The sequence below is a fragment of the Mesorhizobium sp. AA22 genome (assembly GCF_001672375.2).
GTDB classification, from domain to species: Bacteria; Pseudomonadota; Alphaproteobacteria; order Rhizobiales; family Rhizobiaceae; genus Mesorhizobium; species Mesorhizobium wenxiniae.
On sequence record NZ_CP048406.1, the window covers coordinates 1274139 to 1294554 of the forward strand.

Annotated in this window: 19 protein-coding genes; 10 read left to right on the top strand and 9 right to left on the bottom strand. The window is 63.1% G+C overall.

Annotated elements, in window-relative coordinates:
- The first annotated feature begins 76 nt into the window (after positions 1 to 76).
- The 3 genes from thiP to A9K68_RS06075 all read left to right on the top strand — a co-directional run bounded on the left by thiP (position 77) and on the right by A9K68_RS06075 (position 4188).
- Positions 77 to 1696, top strand: coding sequence for a thiamine/thiamine pyrophosphate ABC transporter permease (gene thiP, locus A9K68_RS06065; protein WP_065011274.1), 1620 nt, complete (start codon positions 77 to 79; stop codon positions 1694 to 1696).
- On the top strand, positions 1693 to 2463 hold the full coding sequence (gene thiQ, locus A9K68_RS06070) for a thiamine ABC transporter ATP-binding protein (protein WP_065011275.1): 771 nt from the start codon (positions 1693 to 1695) through the stop codon (positions 2461 to 2463). The genes thiP and thiQ overlap by 4 nt, the downstream gene beginning before the upstream one ends.
- A gap of 297 nt (positions 2464 to 2760) precedes the next feature.
- Positions 2761 to 4188 (top strand): M48 family metalloprotease, encoded by a 1428-nt coding sequence (locus A9K68_RS06075; RefSeq protein ID WP_065011346.1) that lies wholly within the window; start codon positions 2761 to 2763, stop codon positions 4186 to 4188.
- A 3-nt stretch (positions 4189 to 4191) separates the two neighbouring features.
- Here A9K68_RS06075 and A9K68_RS06080 read toward each other — a convergent pair whose 3' ends face one another.
- A complete protein-coding gene (locus A9K68_RS06080) occupies positions 4192 to 5055 on the bottom strand; it encodes an RNA polymerase factor sigma-32 (protein ID WP_065011276.1) in 864 nt (287 codons plus the stop codon).
- A gap of 331 nt (positions 5056 to 5386) precedes the next feature.
- Here A9K68_RS06080 and A9K68_RS06085 point away from each other — a divergent pair, with 331 nt between their 5' ends.
- The 3 genes from A9K68_RS06085 to A9K68_RS06095 all read left to right on the top strand — a co-directional run bounded on the left by A9K68_RS06085 (position 5387) and on the right by A9K68_RS06095 (position 7773).
- The gene (locus A9K68_RS06085) at positions 5387 to 6160 is read left to right on the top strand and encodes an amino acid ABC transporter substrate-binding protein (RefSeq protein ID WP_065011277.1); all 774 of its coding nucleotides are present in this window, start codon (positions 5387 to 5389) and stop codon (positions 6158 to 6160) included.
- Between the two features lie 162 nt (positions 6161 to 6322).
- Entirely contained in the window at positions 6323 to 7003 is a 681-nt protein-coding gene (locus tag A9K68_RS06090; RefSeq protein WP_029348816.1) for an amino acid ABC transporter permease, read from the top strand.
- Positions 7000 to 7773 carry an amino acid ABC transporter ATP-binding protein gene (locus tag A9K68_RS06095; RefSeq protein WP_065011278.1) on the top strand — a complete coding sequence of 258 codons (774 nt, stop codon included), beginning with the start codon at positions 7000 to 7002 and terminating at the stop codon, positions 7771 to 7773. The genes A9K68_RS06090 and A9K68_RS06095 overlap by 4 nt, the downstream gene beginning before the upstream one ends.
- Before the next feature lie 101 nt (positions 7774 to 7874).
- Here the strand turns inward: A9K68_RS06095 and A9K68_RS06100 are convergent, their stop codons facing one another.
- The 5 genes from A9K68_RS06100 to A9K68_RS06120 form a co-directional block, all read right to left on the bottom strand.
- The gene (locus A9K68_RS06100; RefSeq protein WP_027152934.1) at positions 7875 to 8456 is read right to left on the bottom strand and encodes a CarD family transcriptional regulator; all 582 of its coding nucleotides are present in this window, start codon (positions 8454 to 8456) and stop codon (positions 7875 to 7877) included.
- Positions 8457 to 8927: 471 nt separating this feature from the next.
- The gene (gene fdxA, locus A9K68_RS06105; RefSeq protein WP_023762879.1) at positions 8928 to 9266 is read right to left on the bottom strand and encodes a ferredoxin FdxA; all 339 of its coding nucleotides are present in this window, start codon (positions 9264 to 9266) and stop codon (positions 8928 to 8930) included.
- Between the two features lie 227 nt (positions 9267 to 9493).
- The gene (locus A9K68_RS06110) at positions 9494 to 9880 is read right to left on the bottom strand and encodes an RNA-binding S4 domain-containing protein (RefSeq protein WP_029348806.1); all 387 of its coding nucleotides are present in this window, start codon (positions 9878 to 9880) and stop codon (positions 9494 to 9496) included.
- A gap of 14 nt (positions 9881 to 9894) precedes the next feature.
- Positions 9895 to 13314, bottom strand: a complete 3420-nt coding sequence (locus A9K68_RS06115) for a helicase-related protein (RefSeq protein ID WP_065011279.1) — start codon at positions 13312 to 13314, stop codon at positions 9895 to 9897.
- A gap of 708 nt (positions 13315 to 14022) precedes the next feature.
- A complete protein-coding gene (locus A9K68_RS06120) occupies positions 14023 to 14781 on the bottom strand; it encodes a TetR family transcriptional regulator (protein ID WP_246811303.1) in 759 nt (252 codons plus the stop codon).
- Here A9K68_RS06120 and A9K68_RS06125 point away from each other — a divergent pair.
- Positions 14740 to 15939: an NAD(P)/FAD-dependent oxidoreductase gene (locus A9K68_RS06125; RefSeq protein WP_246811304.1), complete on the top strand. Its 1200-nt coding sequence runs from the start codon at positions 14740 to 14742 to the stop codon at positions 15937 to 15939. The two genes, A9K68_RS06120 and A9K68_RS06125, sit on opposite strands and share 42 nt — an antisense overlap.
- An 81-nt stretch (positions 15940 to 16020) precedes the next feature.
- Here the strand turns inward: A9K68_RS06125 and phbB are convergent, their stop codons facing one another.
- Together phbB and A9K68_RS06135 are read right to left on the bottom strand one after the other, a co-directional pair.
- Positions 16021 to 16746: an acetoacetyl-CoA reductase gene (gene phbB / locus A9K68_RS06130; protein ID WP_065011280.1), complete on the bottom strand. Its 726-nt coding sequence runs from the start codon at positions 16744 to 16746 to the stop codon at positions 16021 to 16023.
- A gap of 181 nt (positions 16747 to 16927) precedes the next feature.
- Positions 16928 to 18106, bottom strand: coding sequence for an acetyl-CoA C-acetyltransferase (locus A9K68_RS06135; RefSeq protein WP_065011349.1), 1179 nt, complete (start codon positions 18104 to 18106; stop codon positions 16928 to 16930).
- Here A9K68_RS06135 and A9K68_RS06140 point away from each other — a divergent pair.
- Positions 18093 to 18272, top strand: coding sequence for a hypothetical protein (locus tag A9K68_RS06140; RefSeq protein WP_156768512.1), 180 nt, complete (start codon positions 18093 to 18095; stop codon positions 18270 to 18272). The genes A9K68_RS06135 and A9K68_RS06140 overlap by 14 nt on opposite strands.
- Positions 18273 to 18406: 134 nt before the next feature.
- A complete protein-coding gene (gene phaR / locus A9K68_RS06145; RefSeq protein ID WP_065011350.1) occupies positions 18407 to 19030 on the top strand; it encodes a polyhydroxyalkanoate synthesis repressor PhaR in 624 nt (207 codons plus the stop codon).
- Positions 19031 to 19121: 91 nt separating this feature from the next.
- On the opposite strand, the gene A9K68_RS06150 is transcribed toward phaR, so the two are convergent.
- Entirely contained in the window at positions 19122 to 19562 is a 441-nt protein-coding gene (locus tag A9K68_RS06150; protein ID WP_065011351.1) for a hypothetical protein, read from the bottom strand.
- 175 nt (positions 19563 to 19737) lie between these two features.
- Here A9K68_RS06150 and A9K68_RS06155 point away from each other — a divergent pair, with 175 nt between their 5' ends.
- Entirely contained in the window at positions 19738 to 20352 is a 615-nt protein-coding gene (locus A9K68_RS06155) for a TetR/AcrR family transcriptional regulator (protein WP_246811399.1), read from the top strand.
- Positions 20353 to 20416 lie beyond the last annotated feature (64 nt).

The following is a 20416-nucleotide window of genomic DNA, read 5'->3' on the forward strand; positions in this document are numbered from 1 at the left end:
GACAGAGGGGCGTGGGCGGGAACTCGGCCTCAGCCATATTTTCTGCTTCGACGATCGTTGAACCAGGCAGGGCGGCATGCATACCGGATATCCTGCCGATCCCCGCGTCGCCGCCGGCACCATCGCGCTTGCCGCTGTTGCGCTGCTGATCGGCGGAGCGTTCGCCGGGCTCATCCTTGAAGCTACACGCAACCCGACCGGCGCCGCGTCGACTTTCGATTCCTACCTCTTCCGTGTCGCCCGTTTCACGCTGTGGCAGGCTTTGCTGTCGACACTGCTTTCCGTCGTACCGGCGCTGTTCGTTGCGCGGGCGCTGTCGCGGCATCCGCGCTTCTTTGGTCGTGGCTTGATCCTGCAGCTCTTCGCCGTGCCGCTTGCGCTGCCGGCCATCGTCGCCGCACTCGGCATTCTGGCTCTCTATGGCCGTGCCGGCTATTTCGCCGGCGTGCTCACCGCGATTGGCGGTCAGGGCTGGCCGGGCATATACGGCCTGTCCGGCATCCTCGTAGCCCATGTCTTCTTCAATCTGCCGCTGGCGACGCGGCTGTTCCTCGAGGCGCTGGCGACAGTGCCGGCCGACCAGTGGCGGCTGGCGAGCCAGCTCGGCATGGGCGCCAGGCCCGCATTCCGGTTGATCGAATGGCCGACGCTGCGTGCGGCACTGCCAGGGGTCGCCGGGCTTGTCTTCATGCTCTGCATCACATCCTTTACCATCGTGCTCACGCTGGGCGGTGGGCCGGGCGCGACGACACTGGAGGTCGCCATCTATCAGGCGCTGCGTTTCGATTTCGATCCTGCCCGCGCGGTGACGCTGACACTGCTGCAGATCGCGCTGACCTTCATCGTGGTGCTTGCATTGATGCGGCTTGGCGCCAACACCGTCGCCGACGCCAACCTGCCGGTGGCACCGCGCCGGTATCTTTCGGCTGGTACGGCCGAGACCGCGCTGAACGCAGCATTGATCGTTCTGGCATTGCTGTTCGTCGCCGGGCCGATGGCGGCCACGGTGACGTCAGGCCTTGGCGCCGATCTCGGCCGGCTGGCGGCCGAGCGCGCGGTGCGGCAGGCAACGCTGACCAGCGCCGTGCTCGCCTTGCTGGCGGCGCTGCTTTCAGTGGCGCTGTCGCTGTCGCTCGTCATGGCACGACGGGCGCTGGCCTTGAGGCGTCGCGTCGACGCCAAGACGCTGCTCGAATACGCCACCGATACCGGCGCCGGCCTCGTCCTCGTCGTGCCGCCCATCGTAATCGGCGCCGGCTGGTTCCTTCTCCTGCGTACTTTCAGCGATGTCTTTGCCATCGCCCCTGTCATGGTCGTCGCCGTCAACGCGGTGATGGCGATGCCGTTTGCCATCCGCGCCATTCGCCCCGGCTATGATGCGGCGAGCGAACGCCACGAACGGCTCTGTTTACTGCTTGGCATTTCGGGCTGGGACCGGTTCCGGCTGGTCGACTGGCCGTCGCTGCGGCGGCCGCTCGCCACCGGTTTCGCGTTCGCGATGGCTTTGTCGCTCGGCGATCTCGGCGTCATTGCCCTGTTCGGCAGCGACTCCCTGCAGACGCTGCCTTATCTCTTGCTGTCGCGCATGGGCAGCTACCGCACTATGGACGCGGCAGGCCTGGCATTGCTGCTCGGCGTGCTCTGTCTCGCGCTTGTCCTGGCCGCGGACTGGCTGGGACGGGGAGAAAAATCATGACGCTCAACAGCGAAAGCGGTACGGCTGTGCGGCTGGAAAAGGTCTCGTTCAGCTATGGCGAAGCGCCGTTTTTATTCGATGTCGAGTTCGCCGCCTCGAAGATCACCGCCATCATGGGGCCGAGCGGTTCGGGAAAATCGACACTGCTCAATCTGGTGGCCGGCTTCGAGACGCCGCGATCGGGCCGCGTGCTGATCGGCGGCGCCGATTTCGGCGCCAAACCGCCTTCGGCGCGGCCGGTGTCGATGGTGTTCCAGGAAAACAATCTCTTTGCCCAGCTTTCGGTCGAACGAAATGTCGGCCTTGGCCGCTCGCCGTCGCTCAGGCTGACCGAGGCCGACCACGCTGCGGTCGCCGCGGCGCTCAAGCGCGTCGGCCTTGCCGGCAAGCAACAGCGCCTGCCGCGCGAACTCTCCGGTGGCGAGCGGCAACGCGTCGCGCTCGCCCGCGTCCTGGTGCGCGACCGGCCGGTGCTCTTGCTCGACGAACCGTTCGCCTCGCTCGGACCGGCCTTGCGCGACGACATGCTCGATCTGGTAGCCGACGTTCAAGCAGAGCGGCGCATGACGGTGCTGTTCGTCACGCATCAGCCGGAGGACGCCCACCGTATCGGCCAGGACATGGTGTTCCTGGACAATGCCACGGTTGCCGCAACCGGGACTGTCGCCGATTTTTTTACCAGGGCTGGACCGGAAGCCTTCCGGCACTATATCGGTGCAGGTCCGTTTGGCGCGGGATCACGAGATGTTGCCCGGAAGCGGACATAATTTACGGCCAAACCGGCTTCAGGCGATGTGGTGCTTGCTTGCCATGGTCAAAGTAGTGTGGCTAGGTCCTCCGATACTGGTCCGGCATAGGTTGTGATTTGCCACTTGGGTGTCATGCGTGCTCGTGGGCGCGAAGGACGCTGTGGCAGTTGATTGTGCGTATGATCCTTTCTGAAAATCGATGCCCGATTTTCGGGGCCATGTGCTGAGACCCGAAAGGAAGCTGTTCTGCCGACCGGCACCGACAGAGTGAGAAGGAAACCGCTGGCGCGCTTCCTCGCGCTGGCCGGCTTTGCCATGGCGCTGGCAAGCTGCCAGATGTTCACGCCTCCGGACGTTCAGGAATCCGGCTTCCAGCCTTCCAACAAACCGATCACGGTTGACAATGTCGCCGCCAACAGCAAGCTCGCCGAAATGGCGAAGGCGCAGCACCCGCGCATCCTCGCCACCTATGGCGGCGAGTATTCCGATCCCAAGCTCGAACGCATGGTCGCCAAGGTCGTCGGCAGCCTGACCGTGGTGTCCGCCAACCCGACCCAGACCTACCGCATCACCATCCTTAATTCGCCCAACGTCAATGCTTTCGCGCTGCCGGGCGGCTATCTCTACATCACGCGCGGCCTGTTGGCGCTGGCCAACGATTCGGCCGAGCTCGCCGCGGTCATCGCGCATGAGATGGGCCACGTCACTGCAAACCACGGCTTGCAGCGCCAGCAGCTCGAGGCTGAGGAGGGGTTTGCAACCAAGGTCGTCTCGGATGTGCTCGGCGACAGCCCGACCGCCAAGGCGGCACTGATCCGCGGCAAGCTGCGGCTTGCCCAGTTCTCGCGCAATCAGGAGCTTGAGGCCGACGGCATCGGCATCAAGTCGATCGGCGAGGCGGGCTTCGATCCCTTTGCCGCCGGCCGCTTCCTGCAGTCCATGTCGGCCTACACCGATTTCCGCTCTATCAGCGGCGCCACCGACGCCAGCCTCGACTTCCTGGCGACGCATCCCAACACGCCGCAACGCATCGATCTGGCGCAGCGTCATGCCCGCCAGTTCGGTGCGCCCGGCGTCGGCACGCGCGACCGCGACGCCTTCCTCGCCGGCATAGACGGCCTGCTCTACGGCGACACACCGGAGGAGGGCTATGTGCGTGGCGAAACCTTCCTGCATCCAGGGCTCGGCGTGTCGTTCTCGGTGCCCGATGGCTTCATCATCGACAACTCGGCCGCGGCGGTGACGGCAACCGGGCCAGGCGACATAGCGATCCGCTTCGACGGCGTTTCGATCGACAAGAGCCGCTCGCTGACCGACTACATCCGCAGCGGCTGGGTGGCCGGTCTGGACGAAAGCAGCGTGCGCCAGGAAACGATCAATGGCAACGAGGCGGCGACGGCGCATGCCAGCGCCGAGGGCTGGCAGTTCGACATCGCGGTGATCCGTGCCGGCGGTCAGGTCTACCGGCTGTTGACCGCAGCACCTTCCGCCAGCACCTCGCTGGATGCCGTGGCGCGCTCGGTCAGCGGCTCCTTCCGTATCTTGAGCGCAACCGAGAAAGCGGCGCTGAAGCCGCTGCATATCCGCGTTGTCACGGTGCGGCCCGGACAGACCATGGGGTCGCTCGCCGCGCAGATGGTCGGCGTCGATCGCAAGCTGGACCTGTTCAGGGTGCTCAACGCGATGTCGCCCGGTGCAGCAGTGTCCGCCGGCGACAAGGTCAAGATCATCACCGACAAATAAGATTCAGGCGGCTGTCGCCAGAAACTCGGGGTTTTGCTTCACCAGCGCTATCTTGAGCTTTTCCATGGCGCGTGCCTCGATCTGGCGGACGCGCTCCTTGGAGATGCCGAGCGCCTCGCCGAGGGCTTCGAGCGTCGCGCCCTCGTCGCTCAGCCGGCGCTCCTCGATGATCCTGAGCTCGCGGGCATTGAGCGCGCCGAGCGCCGTTTTCAGCCAGACAGAGCGACGTTCGACATCGATCGTGTCGCCTACGACCTCGTCCGGCAAAGGATCGTCAGAAACCAGGAAATCCATTCGCTCGGTGGCGCCCGCATCGTCGGCGAGCGGCTGGTTGAGCGAGCTATCCGGTGCCGAAAGGCGGGAGTCCATCATCGCCACGTCGGCCTCCGAGACGCCGAGCGCCACCGACACCTCTCGGTAGAGCGAGGTATTCGAGATCGGCTCGGCGCCGTTCGCCAAGCGGGCGCGCAGGCGCCGCAAATTGAAGAACAGCGCCTTTTGCGCCGAACTGGTGCCGCCACGCACGATCGACCAGTTGCGCAGGATATAATCCTGCATCGAGGCGCGGATCCACCACGTCGCATAGGTCGAAAACCGCACCTCGCGCTCCGGTTCGAAACGGGCCGCTGCCTCCAGCAGGCCGACATGGCCTTCCTGGACCAGGTCGCCGAGCGGCAGACCGTAGTGGCGGAATTTCGAGGCCATGGAAATGACCAGCCGCATATGCGCCATGGCGATTTGGTGCAGCGCCTGCTGGTCGTTGTCTTGCTTCCAGCGCAGCGCGAGAAGATGCTCCTCGTCGCGCTCGAGATAGGGGGCTTTCATCGCCGCGCGGACCATGGTTCGCCCTGCCATATCTTCCATCATGCCACGCTCCCTGTTCCGGGCGTTGCGGTGCGGTCGCTCGACCCTGAGCTGGCATCGTGGTTGAATTGGCGACGCCGCGCCCTACAACAGCCAAGAACGTGCCACGCGGGTGAATGGTTCCGCCGCTGATGTCGCGTGGATTGCACTGGCGAAAGCTCGTTGCGGCGGTCGCTACGCGGTCGGTTGGCGTGACTCGATGTCGTTTTGAGAATTGGATTTCAAAAGCGTCTTATTTTTGAAATCCGGTTCCTTATTTCGCCAGCCTGCATCTGTCAGTTTCCGGCGCTCAACAAATACGCCGGACGCCGGCCAAGGACGGGATCACAGAAAAATGAAATGGCTCAAATCGCTTATCGTGGCCGGAACACTGCAGGTTTTGGCCGTCACATCAGGCCATGCCGGCGCAAATCTCGATCAGATCAAGCAGGTCGGCGTCCTTAAGGTCGGCACCGAAGGCACCTATGCCCCCTTCACCTATCATGATGCCTCGGGTGCATTGGTCGGCTTCGACGTCGAGATAGCCCAGGCGATTGCCGAGCGCCTCGGCGTCAAGGCCGAATTCCTCGAAGGCAAATGGGACGGGCTGATCGCCGGCCTCGACGCCAAGCGTTATGACGCCGTCATCAATCAGGTCGGCATCACCGAGGCGCGCAAGGCCAAGTATGATTTCTCCGATCCCTACATCGCTTCCAAGGCGGTGCTGATCGTGCGCGGCGACAACACCGATATCAAGAGCTTTGCCGACCTCAAGGGCAAGAAAGCGGCGCAGTCGCTGACTTCGAATTTCGGCAAACTCGCCGAAACGAACGGTGCCGAGCTCGTCGGCACCGATGGTTTCGACCAATCGATCCAGCTGCTTCTTACCGGCCGCGCCGACGCCACCATAAACGACAGCCTGTCCTTCCTCGATTTCAAGAAGCAAAAGCCCGACGCCAATGTGAAGATCGCCGCGCAGGAAGAAAACGCCGACTATTCCGGCGTCATCGTGCGCAAGGGCGATCCGGATCTGGTCGCCGCCATCAATCAGGCACTGGCCGACATCAAGGCCGACGGCACCTACCAGAAGATCGCCGACACCTATTTCGGCCAGGACGTTTCGAAGTAAGCGCATTGCACGGAGCGGGCCGGTTGCCGGCCCGCATGGCAAGCATCGCGGCGAGCCGTCTTTGACGGCCGCCGCTTTTCGCGTGATATGACGATCGTATGGTTGCGCCTCGATGCTGCCGGGCCGCTTTTTTTGGGCGGCAATCTCGCAAGGAGGGTTTTCGTGCCGCACTGGCTGCAATTGATGCTGGACTCATTGCCGACGCTGCTATGGGCCGCGCTGATCTTCACCGTTCCGCTAACGCTCCTGTCGTTCGCATTCGGTCTCTTCGTAGGGCTGGTTGCGGCGCTTGTCCGTCTGTTCGGCCCGAAGCCGCTGGTCGCCGTGGTCCGCTTCTACGTCTGGATCTTCCGTGGCACGCCACTTCTGGTGCAGCTCTTCCTGATCTTCTACGGCCTGCCCTCGGTCGGCATCCTGCTCGACGCTTTTTCAGCCGCGTTGATCGGCTTCACGCTCAACATCGGCGCCTATACGTCGGAAATCATCCGCGCCGTCATAGGCTCGGTGCCGAAGGGGCAGTGGGAGGCGGCCTACTCGATCGGCATGACCTGGAGCCAGGCGATGCGGCGCACCATACTGCCGCAGGCCGGCCGCGTCGCGGTGCCGCCGCTGTCCAACACCTTCATCTCGCTGGTCAAGGATACATCGCTGGCCGCCGCCATCACCGTGCCGGAAATGTTCCAGGCGGCGCAGCGGATCGTCGCCACCACCTATGAGCCGCTGATCCTCTATATCGAGGCGGCGGCCCTGTATCTGGCCCTGAGCTCGGTGCTGTCGGCATTGCAGACGCGCTTGGAAAAGCGGCTTAACCGCTATGGCGGCTTCCTGGAGGCGCGTTCATGATCGGCCTCACCGACATCGAGAAGCGCTTCGGCGACAACCTCGTGCTGAAGGGCGTGACCGTCACCATCGAGGAAGGCAGCGTCACAGCTCTAGTCGGTCCCTCGGGCGGCGGGAAAAGCACGCTTCTGCGCTGCATCAACCTGCTTGAGATCCCGACTTCGGGCACGGTGCGCATCGGCGACGACGCGCTCGAATTCCACCCTGGCGGCAAGGTTTCGGCAACGGCCATCCGGCGCCTGCGGCTGCAGACGGGCATGGTGTTCCAGAATTTCCAGCTGTTCCCACACCGCACCGCGATCGAGAATGTCATGGAGGGGCTGGTGACGGTGCTGAAATGGCCGACGGCGAGGGCGCGCGAGCGGGGGCTCGCTCTGCTCGAAAAGGTCGGGATGGCGCATAAGACCGATGCCTGGCCGGCGACGCTGTCAGGCGGCCAGCAGCAACGCGTTGCGATCGCCCGGGCGCTGGCGCCATCGCCGAAAGTGCTGTTGTGCGACGAGCCGACCTCGGCGCTCGATCCGGAACTGGCGCAGGAGGTGGTCGACGTGCTCAGCCAGCTCGCCCGCGAGGGGACCACCATGGTGATCGCGACGCACGACCTGCGCCTCGCATCGAAGATCGCGCAGGAGGTGGTGTTCCTCGACGCCGGCAGCGTCGTCGAGAAAGGCCGCGCCGCTGTCCTGTTCAGCAATCCGGAGCGCCAGCGAACCAGGCGGTTCATCGCGACACTGAAGCAGGAGGCAGAGAAGGAAGGAGGCGGCGAAGGTTAATGCATGTCGCCTAAAAGTTCGTAGCGGTTTGGGATAACGACATGCATACAAAGAAAAACCCGGCGCGAGGCCGGGTTTTCCAATTCGAAGGCGAGAAGCGCTCAGGCAGCTTCTTCCTGCTCGGCTTCTTCGTTGTCGGCCTTGGCGCCGCGCTTCGGACCCTTGTTGAGGTTCACCTCGATGAGGCGCACCGCTTCGGTTTCCGACATGCGGTTGACGGCCGCGATCTCGCGCGCCATGCGGTCGAGTGCCGCCTCATAAAGCTGGCGCTCGGAATAGGACTGCTCCGGCTGGTTGTCGGCGCGGTAGAGGTCGCGCACCACTTCCGAGATCGAGATCAGGTCGCCGGAATTGATCTTCGCATCATATTCCTGAGCCCGGCGCGACCACATGGTGCGCTTGACGCGGGCGCGGCCCTGCACGACCTTCAGCGCGCGATCGACATAGTCCTCTTCCGACAGCTTCCTCATGCCGATGGAGGTCGCCTTGGCAACCGGAACCTTCAGACGCATCTTGTCCTTCTGGAAGTCGATGACGAACAGTTCCAGCTTGTGGCCCGCAACTTCCTGCTCGTCGATCGAGACGATCTGGCCGACGCCATGCGCCGGATAGACGATGTACTCGCCGGTCTTAAAACCGTGACGCGCTGCGCTGGACTTCTTCTGCGGGGTGATTGTTGCCATTACGCCATGAACTCCTTGGTGTGGTACCGGCATTCTGCCGGCCGAACTCGCGCGATCGGGTAACCGATCGTTAGCCGCACAACTACGAAACCACCGGAAAAGCCGAGGTCGGCAAGCCGCACAATTGCGACTGCCTGCCCCAGATCACTCTGGTCCGGATTGAGAAATTCACCTTTCAGTGATTTGGGGCGTTTGCGCCATAAATCGACGTTGTGTCACCGGCATGTTTGGCTGATATAGCACAAAAAGTCGGAAGAATCAAGGTTTTGCTGCACGCGCGAAGGTCAAGCGCGATCTCCGCCTATCAAGGCAGTTAATGTGCGGTGCCTATTACGCCGCGTCATGCCGATCAAATCGGCGTCGCCGTTACAGCGCCACGCGCCCGTTTTGGACGTGCACGGGACGCTGTGACAGTTTTGATCTTGCGCACGATACTTTTCGAAAATCGATTCCGATTTTCGGAGTCAGGCGCTAGTCGCCCTCGCCTGGCTCGGGGGAGAAATACTTCTCGAACTTGCCGGCCTCGCCATCGAAGGATTTGGCGTCGGCCGGAGGCTCCTTCTTGGCGGTGATGTTGGGCCATTTATCGGCATATTCGGTGTTGATCTGCAGCCATTTGTCGAGCCCCGGCTCGGTGTCAGGCTTGATCGCGTCGGCCGGGCATTCCGGTTCGCAGACGCCACAGTCGATGCACTCGTCGGGATGGATGACGAGCATGTTCTCGCCCTCATAGAAACAGTCGACCGGACAGACCTCGATGCAGTCCATGTATTTGCATTTTATGCAATTATCGGTCACGACATAGGTCATCAGTCGGCTCCGGGACGTCACGTTTTATCAGAGCGAGGTGCGTCCAATCGGACGCACAAATGCACGCTCCAACGCTTTGAATTCACGCATCGTGTTCCCCAATGCGGTAGGCTTTTTTGGTGAGGTAACGTCTTTGCCCGCCGCTTGCAAGAGCAGCCATCGCGCGCGATACCGGCGTTTCCGGAATGGAATTCCAGACGGGCCATGCGACGAAAGCCAGTTATGCATCAGTCATCGCCGAGCAGCCGGTCGGTCTCCCGGCGTTCCTTCTTGGTGGGGCGGCCGCTGCCGGCATCGCGCAGTGCGGGAATCGCATCGGGAACGGCCTCGCCTTTTGGCACCGGCGGTGGCGACATATCCTCATAGAGCAAGCGCGCTTCCTCTGCGGGGCCGCGCCGGCTTCCCGTGCCGAGCACCTTCCAGACGAAGATGCGCCGCTCGAGAGTGATGGTCAGGACGTCGCCGGCGCGGACCAGATCGGAGGCCTGCGCTGCTTTGTCGCGATTGATGCGGACGCGTCCGGCCACCACCAGCTTCGCTGCAAGCGAGCGCGATTTCACCGCACGCGAAAAGAACAGCCATTTGTCGATGCGCTGGCGGGCATCAGCGACCATCGGAGCGAGCGAACCTACTTCTTCAGCTGGTCGCGCAACGCGGCGAGCTTGGCGAAGGGGGAATCCGGGTCGAAGCGCACGGGACGCTCCTCGCGCGGCTTCGGCTGGAACGCGGGCTTTCCACCGGGCGCGCCACCCTTGCCCTCCGGCCTGCCGCCCTTCCAGTCGGGCCGGCTTTCGCGACGATCGGAATGCCCGCCCTGCGGCTTGCCGTCGCGCCGCTCTCCCGTCTCGCCCTGGGGCTTGGGCTTGAACTTGCTGCGGTCGAAGCGCGGTTTGCCGGCGCCGTCGCGGCGTCCCTCATGGGCGGGCCGGCTGCCTGGAGCGCCGACCGGTTGTCCGCCGGTGGCATCTGCCGGTGCGTCGCCACGGCCATCGCGCGCGGCTTGCCCGTTGCGCGGGCGATTGTCCCTATCACGGGGCCGGTTGTCATGGTGGCGGTGGCGCGGGCGCTGGTCGAAGCGGCCCTGCCGCCACAACAGAATGGGCTTTGGTTCCTCGGCTTCTTTCTCGGCCTGGGGAGCAGCCTCGCCAGTGGCGGCTTCCGCCGTCGCGGCAGGTTCGGCCGACACTGCTTCCGTTGCAGGCGAGGCTTCGGAGGCCGGCTCCGCCGATGCGACTTCAACCTCGGCGGTTTCGAGTTCTGCCTCTGGCTGAGCCGCTGATACCGGAGGCGCTTCGGCTGCGGCTTCGGCTGCAGGCAGCTCCTCTTCCGTGACCTCAGCCGGAGTTTCCCGCTGAGCTTTCGCGACAGGCTCCGCTTCACCTTCGGTGGAGGGTTCCGCAGGGGCTTCGGCCGTGGCTTTTGCCACTGCATCCGGCTCAGAACTCCCGGCCGGCGCCTCGGCGGCTGCGTCCGCAATCGCGGCTTCGGCTGCCTTGGCCCGCTCGGCTTGTTCTTCCGCCGCCTGCTTGGCCGCGGCGGCTTCGCGCGCGGCATTGTCCTGTGCCTCGAGCCGCGCCCTCACCTCGACCGCCGGCTTCGGCTCTGCCCGGTAGCCGAGGCCTTTCAAAATCTCTTCCATGTCGTCGGCCGTGGCGCCGAGGATCGACATCATCGGCGGCGTCACCATGAAGGACTGACCATCATAAGCGCCGTCGGGGCGCTGGCCGAGGCCCGGCTTCCAATTGGTTGCGGGCCGGATCAGGTCGGCCAGCCGTTCAAGGATGTCGACGCGCACCGCGCGACGGCCGAGATTGCGGTAGCCGGCCAGCTTGTAGAAGGTCTTGTCGAACGTGGGATCGATGACCACCGAGGTGCGGCCGGAGGCCAGCGCGTGAACCACGTCGCCAAAGCCGGGCTTGTCCTTGCCGTCGCTCCTCAGCGCCCACAACAGCGTCACCAGTCCAGCCGGGGCGGGCTTGATCAGCGCGGGCACGAAGACGTGGTAGGCGCCGAAGCGCACGCCGAGTCGGCGAAGGGCGGCGCGGCCTTCCTGGTCGAGCGACTTCATCTCCTCGGCGATGTCACGGCGGTTGATGAGGCCGAAATGCTCGACGAGCTGGAAGGCGATGCCACGGCCAATGCCGGTGATCTGCTCGGCGTTCTTGAGGTCGACCAGCGGCTTCAGCAGGGACTCGATCTGGAAATTGACGAAGCGCTCGGCGCGGGCCGCGACCTTATCGCGGGCGGGTCCGGTGAGCTGCTCGTCGGCCAGCAGCACTAGGCGCGGCTTCAGCGGCTCGTCGCCTGCTACCAGCGTGCCGATCGGCGCGCCGATCCAGCGCAACGTGCCGTCGGAGCCGAGCGCAATGTCGCCGTTGGCCGAGGCGCCGAAGCGTTCGGCCCGCGCCTCGAATTCGGCTGCAAGCGCCTTCTGGGCTGCTGCACGCACCGCCTTGGCGTCCTCGCCGCCGGCGCTTTGGTCGGCGGTGAAGCGGAACCCCTGCAACTCGCCGACATGATGGCCTTCGACGAGGACGGTTCCGGTTGGGCTGATTTCGGCTTCAGGCATGGTATTTTCTCTAAGGCGCCGCATGAGGACGGAAGTCCTGCGGTCTACGAAGCGTTTCGTCAACCGCTCATGCAGCGCATCCGACAATCTGTCTTCGATTTCGCGTGTCTTTTCCTGCCAGTGTGCCTGATCGGCCAGCCAGCCCGGCCGGTTGGAAACGAAAGTCCAGGTGCGGATCTGGGCGATCCGGTGCGACAGCGTGTCGATGTCGCCCTCGGTGGTGTCGGCACGGCGCACCTGCTCGGCCATGTAGTTCTCGTCGACATGGCCATGCCTGGCAAGGTCCATATAGATCGAGGCGATCAGGTCGGCATGCTGGGCTGGCGCGATCTTCCTGTAGTCGGGAAGGGCGCAGGCCTCCCACAACAGCGCCACGCGCCGGGCGTCGGTGGCAAGCGCCCGAATGTCCTCGTCGCGGGACAGGTGCTCGAGCGCCTGCGCATCCACCGCCGGCAGCGCGCGCGTCAGGCCTTCAACCGGGGCGTTGGTCTCGATCGAGCGCTTCAGCGCGTCGAGGTTGGCGAAATCGAAACGCGCGGTGCGCCATTGCAGCACCTTCACCGGGTCGAAATCATGCGCTTCGATCTTCTTGACCAGTTCCTCATCCAGTGGATCGACCTGGCCGGTGACGCCGAAGGTTCCGTCGCGCATGTGCCGGCCGGCGCGGCCGGCGATCTGGCCGAGTTCGGCCGCCGTCAGATTGCGGTACTGGTAGCCGTCGAATTTGCGGTTCTGGGCGAAGGCGACATGATCGAGATCGAGGTTGAGGCCCATGCCGATCGCATCGGTGGCGATCAGATAATCGACATCACCCGATTGGAACAGCGCCACCTGCGCGTTGCGGGTGCGGGGCGATAGCGCACCGAGCACGACGGCCGCACCGCCCTGCTGGCGGCGGATCAGTTCGGCGATCGCATAAACCTCGTCGGCGGAAAAGGCGACGATCGCCGTGCGTCGCGGCAAGCGGGTGAGCTTCTTCGAGCCGGCATAGGCGAGATGCGACAGCCGTGGCCGCGTCACCACCGACACGCCCTTCAGCAGACGCTGGAGGATGCCGTGCATGGTGGCCGCACCCAGCAGCAGTGTCTCCTGGCGGCCGCGCAGATGCAGGATGCGGTCGGTGAAGATATGGCCGCGCTCGAGATCGCCGGCCAGCTGAACCTCGTCGATGGCAACGAACGCGGCGTCGGTCTCGCGCGGCATGGCTTCCACCGTACAGACCGAATATCTGGCGCCGTCGGGCTGGATCTTCTCCTCGCCGGTGATGAGCGCCACCTTGTGAGCGCCGACCTTCTCGCAGACGCGCGTATAAACCTCGCGGGCGAGGAGCCGGAGCGGCAGGCCGATAATGCCGCTTTCATGCGCCACCATGCGCTCGATGGCGAGATGGGTCTTACCGGTGTTGGTCGGTCCGAGCACGGCGGTCACGTCGCGGCCCGACAGGATCAGCGGTTCAGTGTGTTTCGGCTGGATGTTCATCGACCTGGAAATAAGGCTCTCTGCCTCGCGTTGTCGGGAGCGCGCCCCGTGCTGGCGCGTGTGACAAGCGACACATAGGGATTTCGGGCGCGAAGCGAAAGCGGAATGTTCCGACGGCAGCTCGAAGGCTCCCCTCAGCTTCGATAATCTGTTCCGATTAGACAGTAGGGCGTTCCGATTTAACAGTTGGAACGAGTCTGGAACGAATCGGCTACGAATCGCTGACTCGCGCGGATTCAGGGTTTGTTCACGGCTACATCTGGATTTTTCGCCGGCGAGTCTCACCACATGCTGAATCGCCGAAATGGCCCGTTTCATGCAGGGCTGACTCGCCGTTAACCTTTGCCGATGAACGATCGACAGCAGGTCGGCGGGTGTCATCCAACATTTTGAAATTATTAATCTTTCCTAACGCGTCTTAACCATTTGGGGATGTTTTCAGCCTTTTGTCGTTAACCTTCCGCTCAAAGCCGGAACGAAACGGCGACGAATCAGCGCTGGCGGAGTTTCCCGGTTTGTTCACCCCAATATGTAGTGTCGTGAACAGGTTTTCCACCGGGTATCCACAGGCGGGGAACAGGTTTTGCACAGGCTTTGCGGCCGCCGTTAACTTTTGCGTGCCGCTTCGGCACAAGGTCGGCGTCGCGTCCATCGTCGGCGCAGTCGCTGCACGAGGACCAGTGTGCCAGCAATGCAGAACGGATTGGTTCAAGACCCGTCCTCTCCCACGGCATAGCGCTGCAAAGTAGGGCCGACTTTCTGGATAATTTCGTCGTGGGACAGGGCGACGACTGGCGGAAGCCGCAGCAGGTACCGGCACATCGCCAGACCCAGCAGCTGGCTCGAAACGAGCCCGGCCCGTCGACCCGCATCGGCCGGGTCAGAGACCGCCGCAACCACCGGCCTCACCTGGTTTCCAAATACGTCGCGCAATTTTTCCGCGGCGAATTCGTTCGACGTCGCCGAACGCAGCAGAATTGCCATGCCAGGGCCGCTGGCCGGGCCTTCCCAGATTTCGAGAAAACGCCTGATCAGCGTTTCGCCGATGGTGTTTCGGTCGATCACCCGCAGTGCCGGCAATTGCAGATCGACGACCGCCGCCCTGGCGAACAGCTCGTCCTTGCTGCGGAAATAGCGGATCACCATGGCCGGATCGATCGAGGCATGCGCCGCGACGTCGCGGATAGAGGCGCCGTCATAGCCGTGCTCGGCGAACAGGAGCCTCGCGGCCTCGAGGATTTGGGCGCGCGTGCGGTCCGACTTGCTGGGTTTCTTCGGCTGATTCTCGGTCATGAAATTCATATGCCAACGGCCGTTGACAAATGCAATGGGTTCGCCTAGAAAGTCAACGATCGTTGACAAATGGAGAGAGAAATGTTGCCCGAAACTACGGAAGTCCTGATAATCGGCGCCGGGCCGACCGGCATGGCGCTGTCCATCGTGCTGCACCAGGCCGGTGTCGATCATGTTTTGATCGACAGGCTGGCGCAGCAGCTTCAGACGTCGCGGGCTGGCGTCATCCACGCGCAGACGCTGGAAACGCTGGAGCCGCTCGGCGTCACGCAGCGGCTGAGCGAGCTTGCCCTGAAGCTGCAGAATTTCGCCATCCGCGACCGCAATCGGGCGCTGCTCAAGCTCGATTTCAGCAAGCTTCCGTCAAGGCATCCCTATCTGATGATGCTGCCTCAGAACCTGACCGAGCAGGTGTTCGCCGAGCGGATCGCAGCCCTGGGCGGCGTGATTCATCGCACGGTCGAGGCCAAGGCCGTCGTTCAGGACGCTGACGGCGCACGCGTGACGGTGATCGAGAACGGCCGCGAGAAACCGATATCGGCACGCTACGTCGTTGGTGCCGACGGCATGCACAGCCTGGTGCGCAGGTCGAGCGGCATCGAGTTCGACGGCGCGGCCTATGACGCTTCGTTCGTGCTCGCCGATGTTCGTCTCGACTGGCCGGTTGGGCCGACCGAAGTGTCGCTGTTCTTTGCACCGGCCGGGCTGGTGGTGGTGGCGCCGCTCCCGGACGGATCGTACCGGGTCGTCGCAACAATGGATGACGCACCGGAAAAGCCTGAGATCGCCGACATCCAGGCGCTGCTCGACAGCCGTGGACCGACCAAAGAAAGAGCCCGGGTGCTCGATCTGTCGTGGAGCTCGCGTTTTCGCGTCCATCACCGCTTGGTCCGCTCGTACCGCAAGGACCGGTTGTTTCTCATGGGTGATGCCGCGCACGTGCACAGCCCGGCGGGAGGGCAGGGCATGAACACCGGCATCATCGACGCGCTCGTGCTTGGCCAGTTGCTTGGCGACGTGGTGAACGGCGTGCGCCCGGAAGCGGAGCTCGACCTTTACGAAACGCTGCGGCGTCCGGCGGCCGAAGAGGTGCTTGAACTAGCGGGCACGATGACCGACATGGCGCTTACCCGCAGTCCGGTGAAGCGGTTCGTCCGCAATCTCGGGCTTTCGGTGCTGAACCTCAATTCATTCCTGAGACGTCGCATTGCCTTGAAACTGTCAGGCCTCAGCCGGGCGCCGCTTGCCCGCCTGCCGGCACCGTCGCGCGAGCCGGGCCCGATCGCCCGGACCAAGCCTGCAGCCGAACCAGGGCTGAAGCTTGTCGCCTGACAGCCGCAGCTACCCCAGCCTCGATCTTGGCCCTGTGGGCGTCGGGCCGGTGCATCAGTTATCGGCGAGGGGCACGACGCCTCAGGTGATGTACTGGCCGCCATTGGCGGAGATGGTCGAGCCGGTGATGAAACCGGCATCGTCGGAAGCGAGGAAGACGACGCAGCGTGCGATCTCTTCCGGCTCGCCGAGGCGGCCAACCGGGATCTGCGGGATGACGCGCTCGTTGAGCACCTTCTCATCCATCGCCCTGACCATCTCGGTGGCGATATAACCGGGGCAGATGACATTGACGGTGATGCCGGCCCGCGCTCCTTCCTGGGCGAGCGCCTTGGTGAAGCCGATGTCGCCGGCCTTCGACGCCGAATAATTGACTTGGCCGGTCTGACCCTTCTGGCCGTTGATCGAGGAGATGGTGATGACGCGGCCGAACTTGCGGTCGCGCATGCCGCCCCACAGCGGGTGCGTCATGTTGAAGACGCCGGAAAGATTGGTGTCGACTACCTCTTTCCATTGCTCGCGCGTCATCTTGTGGAACATGGCGTCGCGGGTGATGCCGGCATTGTTGACCAGAACGGAAACCGGGCCGAGATCGGCCTCGATCTGCTTGATGCCGGCGGCGCAGGCATCGTAGTCGGCGACCGACCATTTGTAGACCGGGATGCCGGTCTCTGCCTTGAATTTCTGCGCCGCTTCGTCATTGCCGGCGTAGTTCGCGGCAACCTTGTAGCCGGCGGTTTTCAGGCCGATCGAAATCGCGGCGCCAATACCGCGCGACCCACCGGTGACGAGTGCTACCTTTGTCATGATGTCCTCCCTTTTATTCGTGAGCGGCGGGCGCTGAACGCTCTAACGGCGATTGAGCCCGTTCGCCACCGACTATTTCATGGCTTGCCTGGCACATGAACCCCGAAAATCGAAATCGATTTTCGGAAAGCTACAGCGTGCTTTGCGCGTCCCAAGGGACGCCCGGCGCTGTAGGCTGCCTTCACAGTGTTTCCACGCACATGGCAACGCCCATGCCGCCGCCGATGCACAGCGTGGCAAGGCCTTTCCTGGCACTTCTGCGGCGCATTTCGTAGACCAGCGTGTTGAAGATGCGGGCACCGGAGGCGCCGATCGGGTGGCCGATGGCGATGGCCCCGCCATTGACATTGACGATGGACGGATCCCAACCCATGTCCTTGTTGACGGCGCAGGCCTGCGCGGCGAAGGCTTCGTTGGCCTCGACCAGGTCGAGATCGCCGACCGACCAGCCGGCCTTGGCCAGCGCCTTGCGCGAGGCGGGAATAGGCCCGGTGCCCATGATCTGCGGATCGACGCCAGCGGTCGCCCAGGACACGATGCGCGCCAGCGGCGTGATGCCGCGCCTTTCGGCTTCCGCTTCGGTCATCAGCAGCACGGCGGCGGCGCCGTCATTGATGCCGGAGGCATTGGCGGCGGTCACGGTGCCCTCCTTATCGAAGGCCGGTCTTAGCTTCGTCATGGCGTCGATCGTGGCGCCGTGGCGGATGTATTCGTCCTGGTCGACAATGGTGTCGCCCTTCTTGCCCTTGACGGTGAAAGCCACGATCTCGTCCCTGAATTTGCCGGCCTTCTGCGCGGCCTCTGCCTTGTTCTGGGAGGCCAATGCGAGCCGGTCCTGGTCCTCGCGGGTAATCTGGAACTGGCGTGCGACGTTTTCGGCCGTGTTGCCCATGTGGTAGCCATTGAAGGCATCCCACAGCCCGTCCTTGATCATGGTGTCGATCATCTTGTAGTCGCCCATCTTGACGCCGGCACGCAGGTGTTGAGCGTGCGGGGCCAGCGACATCGATTCCTGCCCGCCGGCGACGATCACCTTGGCATCGCCGGTGGCGATCTGCTGCATACCGAGAGCAATAGCGCGCAGACCTGAGCCGCAAACCTGATTGAGGCCCCAGGCGGTGGTTTCCTTTGGCAGGCCGGCATTGATAGATGCCTGGCGGGCGGGGTTCTGGCCCTGAGCCGCGGTCAGCACCTGGCCGAGGATGACCTCGTCGACCTCCGCCGGCTCGACACCGGCACGAGACAGCAGTTCCTTGATGACCACGGCACCAAGCTCATGCGCCGGGGTGGCAGCAAAGGCGCCGTTGAAGGAACCGACGGGCGTGCGCGCCGCACTGGCGACAACGATGGCAGCGGACATGTTCTTCTCCAGACTTCGAGGTATCGAGGTTTTTGGTATCGTCAGGGCTTTTCTTGCCCTTTCAATGATCCAAGTCAAACCGGAAATGGGCATGCCCGCCATGCGCCGCAAGCAGGTTGCGCTTTGTCGTGGAAACAGCCCGCCCATTGCTGCGCAGCATTTTTAGCCCGCTATGCAGCATTAATCGATCCCGCAGTGCACAAACCACTTGGAATTGCGACGCTTTTGCGCATATCCTTAAAAAGGCGCAATCGTTACCGGCAGCTTACTCAAGTGCGCCGGTGTCCTGGGAGGATGCTGATGGCCGCGAAAGACGAACCGATTACCATCAAGAAATATGCCAATCGCCGCCTCTACAACACCGGCACCAGCACTTATGTGACGCTCGAGGACCTTGCCGAAATGGTCAAGAAGGGCGAGGAGTTCACCGTCCAGGACGCCAAGACCGGCGACGACATCACGCATCCGGTGCTGACCCAGATCATCTTTGAACTGGAGAACAAGGAGGGGCAGAACATGCTGCCGATTCCGTTCCTGCGCCAGTTGATCGCCTTTTACGGCGACCAGATGCAGATGATCGTGCCGAGCTTCCTCGAGCAGTCGATGATCGCCTTCTCAAAGGAACAGGAACGCTTCCGCGAGCAGATGAAGGGGGCGTTGGGCAAGTCGCCGCTGGACATGATGAAGATCGCCACGCCGATCAAGGCACTGGAAGAGCAGACGCGCCGCAACATGGAGATGTTCCAGAATGCCATGCGGCTGTTCACGCCATTCCCACCCGCTGGCCCACCCGCAGGCTCGAATGGCACTTCCGCAGCGCCGGCAGAGCCGGCCAGGAAAGAGACGTCGGAAAAGCCCGACGACCTTCAGGAGTTGAAGGAACAGATCGCCGCCATGCAGCGCAAGCTCGACACGATGTCGTGATCGCCGGCCGACTGAACCCGGCCGAAATCTCCCAACAGCAGTCCGTGGCAGAACATCTCCGCCTCGAATGAGGCTGAGGGCTCCGGCCACGCTATTTCGTCGTCACCGTCACCAGCGCGGTAACGGGTTTGCCGTCCACAAGAATGGGCTTGTGATGATCATCGGCAAGTAGGACGCCGATCACGTGCTTGCCGGCGGCATCCTGACAATGGCCGAAACGAGCCTTGATAAAATCGCCGCCAAAGTCGCTGTTCATGCTGTTGTACGGCTTGCCGGGGATGTTGCAGGTATCTCCGGCGGGATCGATCTTCATATGCACGTGGCCGCATTGGCTGACGCCGTCGCATTCACCCGCTGGCAGCAGCGTGAAGTTGACGACGACGCCTATCGCCTTCTCGGGATCGTTACCGAGTTCGATAACCGAACCGGCCACCGGCCAGACGATTTCCAGAGTTGGCCGATCTTCGGCCTGGGCAGACCCGAGCGACAATAGGGAGAAAGCGAGGGCAGTCGTTGCGATGATGCGAAGCATGGTACCCTCGTTGATGCTGTAATCACTGATTACATATGAATCGCTGGGGCGCAAGAAAATGATCGGTGATTACATTTCGGCCCCGTGCTACTGGGAGGGCATGACCAACACGGATTCCAGCGAAGCCGCCAACCCCAAGCGCTATCATCACGGCAATCTGGTCGAGGCCTTGATCGTGGCAACCGTGGAGATCATCGAGGAACGCGGAGCAGAGCATGTGTCTGTGCGCGAGGCCGCAAAGCGTGCCGGCGTTTCGCCCGGCGCGCCATTCCGCCATTTTCGGTCGAAAACAGCACTGCTGACCGCGGTCGCCGAACAGGCGATGAACCGGCTGACCGAGGCCGTTGCCAATGCACAGTCCAAAGCCGACAGCGCGGATCCCATTGTGGCCTTCGAAGCAATCGGACGGGGCTATCTGGAATGGGCGATCAGCAATCCCACCCATTTCCAGATCATCAGTTCCCGAACGCTGATCGATTTCGATGCGTCGGATAGTCTTCGTGATCAGAATGAAGCCATTCGCCGGAAGATGATCGATCTGCTGACCCAAGCGCAACAGCAAGGTCGGCTCGCTCCGGACACCGACTTCGATCATCTGATGCTTGCCGCGCGCGCATTTGTCTACGGATTGGCACGCATGGCAATCGATGGTCATTTCCCGGAGTGGCATCCGTCCGAGCCGCCATCCCTCGCCGCGCGGAGAGCTCTCCACCTTTTCATGAGCCGGATGGCGATTTCATCCAAAGCGCAATCTCCGGAGCACCCCGAAGTAGCTACCCGGGATCGCTGACAAACTGTTTTACACACTGTCCGTCAGGCCACAACTTCGAGTGAGGGTGTCCTCATTCATGACA

Bases quoted from the DNA above. Each gene is read 5' to 3' on its own strand.
- A9K68_RS06085 (WP_065011277.1), top strand. From the start codon at position 5,387: ATGAAATGGCTCAAATCGCTTATCGTGGCCGGAACACTGCAGGTTTTG.
- A9K68_RS06110 (WP_029348806.1), bottom strand. From the start codon at position 9,880: ATGGTCGCTGATGCCCGCCAGCGCATCGACAAATGGCTGTTCTTTTCG.
- A9K68_RS06075 (WP_065011346.1), top strand. From the start codon at position 2,761: ATGGCGCTGGCAAGCTGCCAGATGTTCACGCCTCCGGACGTTCAGGAA.
- A9K68_RS06135 (WP_065011349.1), bottom strand. From the start codon at position 18,106: ATGTCCGCTGCCATCGTTGTCGCCAGTGCGGCGCGCACGCCCGTCGGT.
- A9K68_RS06125 (WP_246811304.1), top strand. From the start codon at position 14,740: ATGGCGCTGTCCATCGTGCTGCACCAGGCCGGTGTCGATCATGTTTTG.
- A9K68_RS06095 (WP_065011278.1), top strand. From the start codon at position 7,000: ATGATCGGCCTCACCGACATCGAGAAGCGCTTCGGCGACAACCTCGTG.
- fdxA (WP_023762879.1), bottom strand. From the start codon at position 9,266: ATGACCTATGTCGTGACCGATAATTGCATAAAATGCAAATACATGGAC.
- phaR (WP_065011350.1), top strand. From the start codon at position 18,407: ATGGCCGCGAAAGACGAACCGATTACCATCAAGAAATATGCCAATCGC.
- A9K68_RS06150 (WP_065011351.1), bottom strand. From the start codon at position 19,562: ATGCTTCGCATCATCGCAACGACTGCCCTCGCTTTCTCCCTATTGTCG.
- A9K68_RS06100 (WP_027152934.1), bottom strand. From the start codon at position 8,456: ATGGCAACAATCACCCCGCAGAAGAAGTCCAGCGCAGCGCGTCACGGT.
- A9K68_RS06115 (WP_065011279.1), bottom strand. From the start codon at position 13,314: ATGAACATCCAGCCGAAACACACTGAACCGCTGATCCTGTCGGGCCGC.
- A9K68_RS06120 (WP_246811303.1), bottom strand. From the start codon at position 14,781: ATGATCGACACCGGCCTGGTGCAGCACGATGGACAGCGCCATGCCGGT.
- thiP (WP_065011274.1), top strand. From the start codon at position 77: ATGCATACCGGATATCCTGCCGATCCCCGCGTCGCCGCCGGCACCATC.
- phbB (WP_065011280.1), bottom strand. From the start codon at position 16,746: ATGACAAAGGTAGCACTCGTCACCGGTGGGTCGCGCGGTATTGGCGCC.
- A9K68_RS06080 (WP_065011276.1), bottom strand. From the start codon at position 5,055: ATGATGGAAGATATGGCAGGGCGAACCATGGTCCGCGCGGCGATGAAA.
- thiQ (WP_065011275.1), top strand. From the start codon at position 1,693: ATGACGCTCAACAGCGAAAGCGGTACGGCTGTGCGGCTGGAAAAGGTC.
- A9K68_RS06140 (WP_156768512.1), top strand. From the start codon at position 18,093: ATGGCAGCGGACATGTTCTTCTCCAGACTTCGAGGTATCGAGGTTTTT.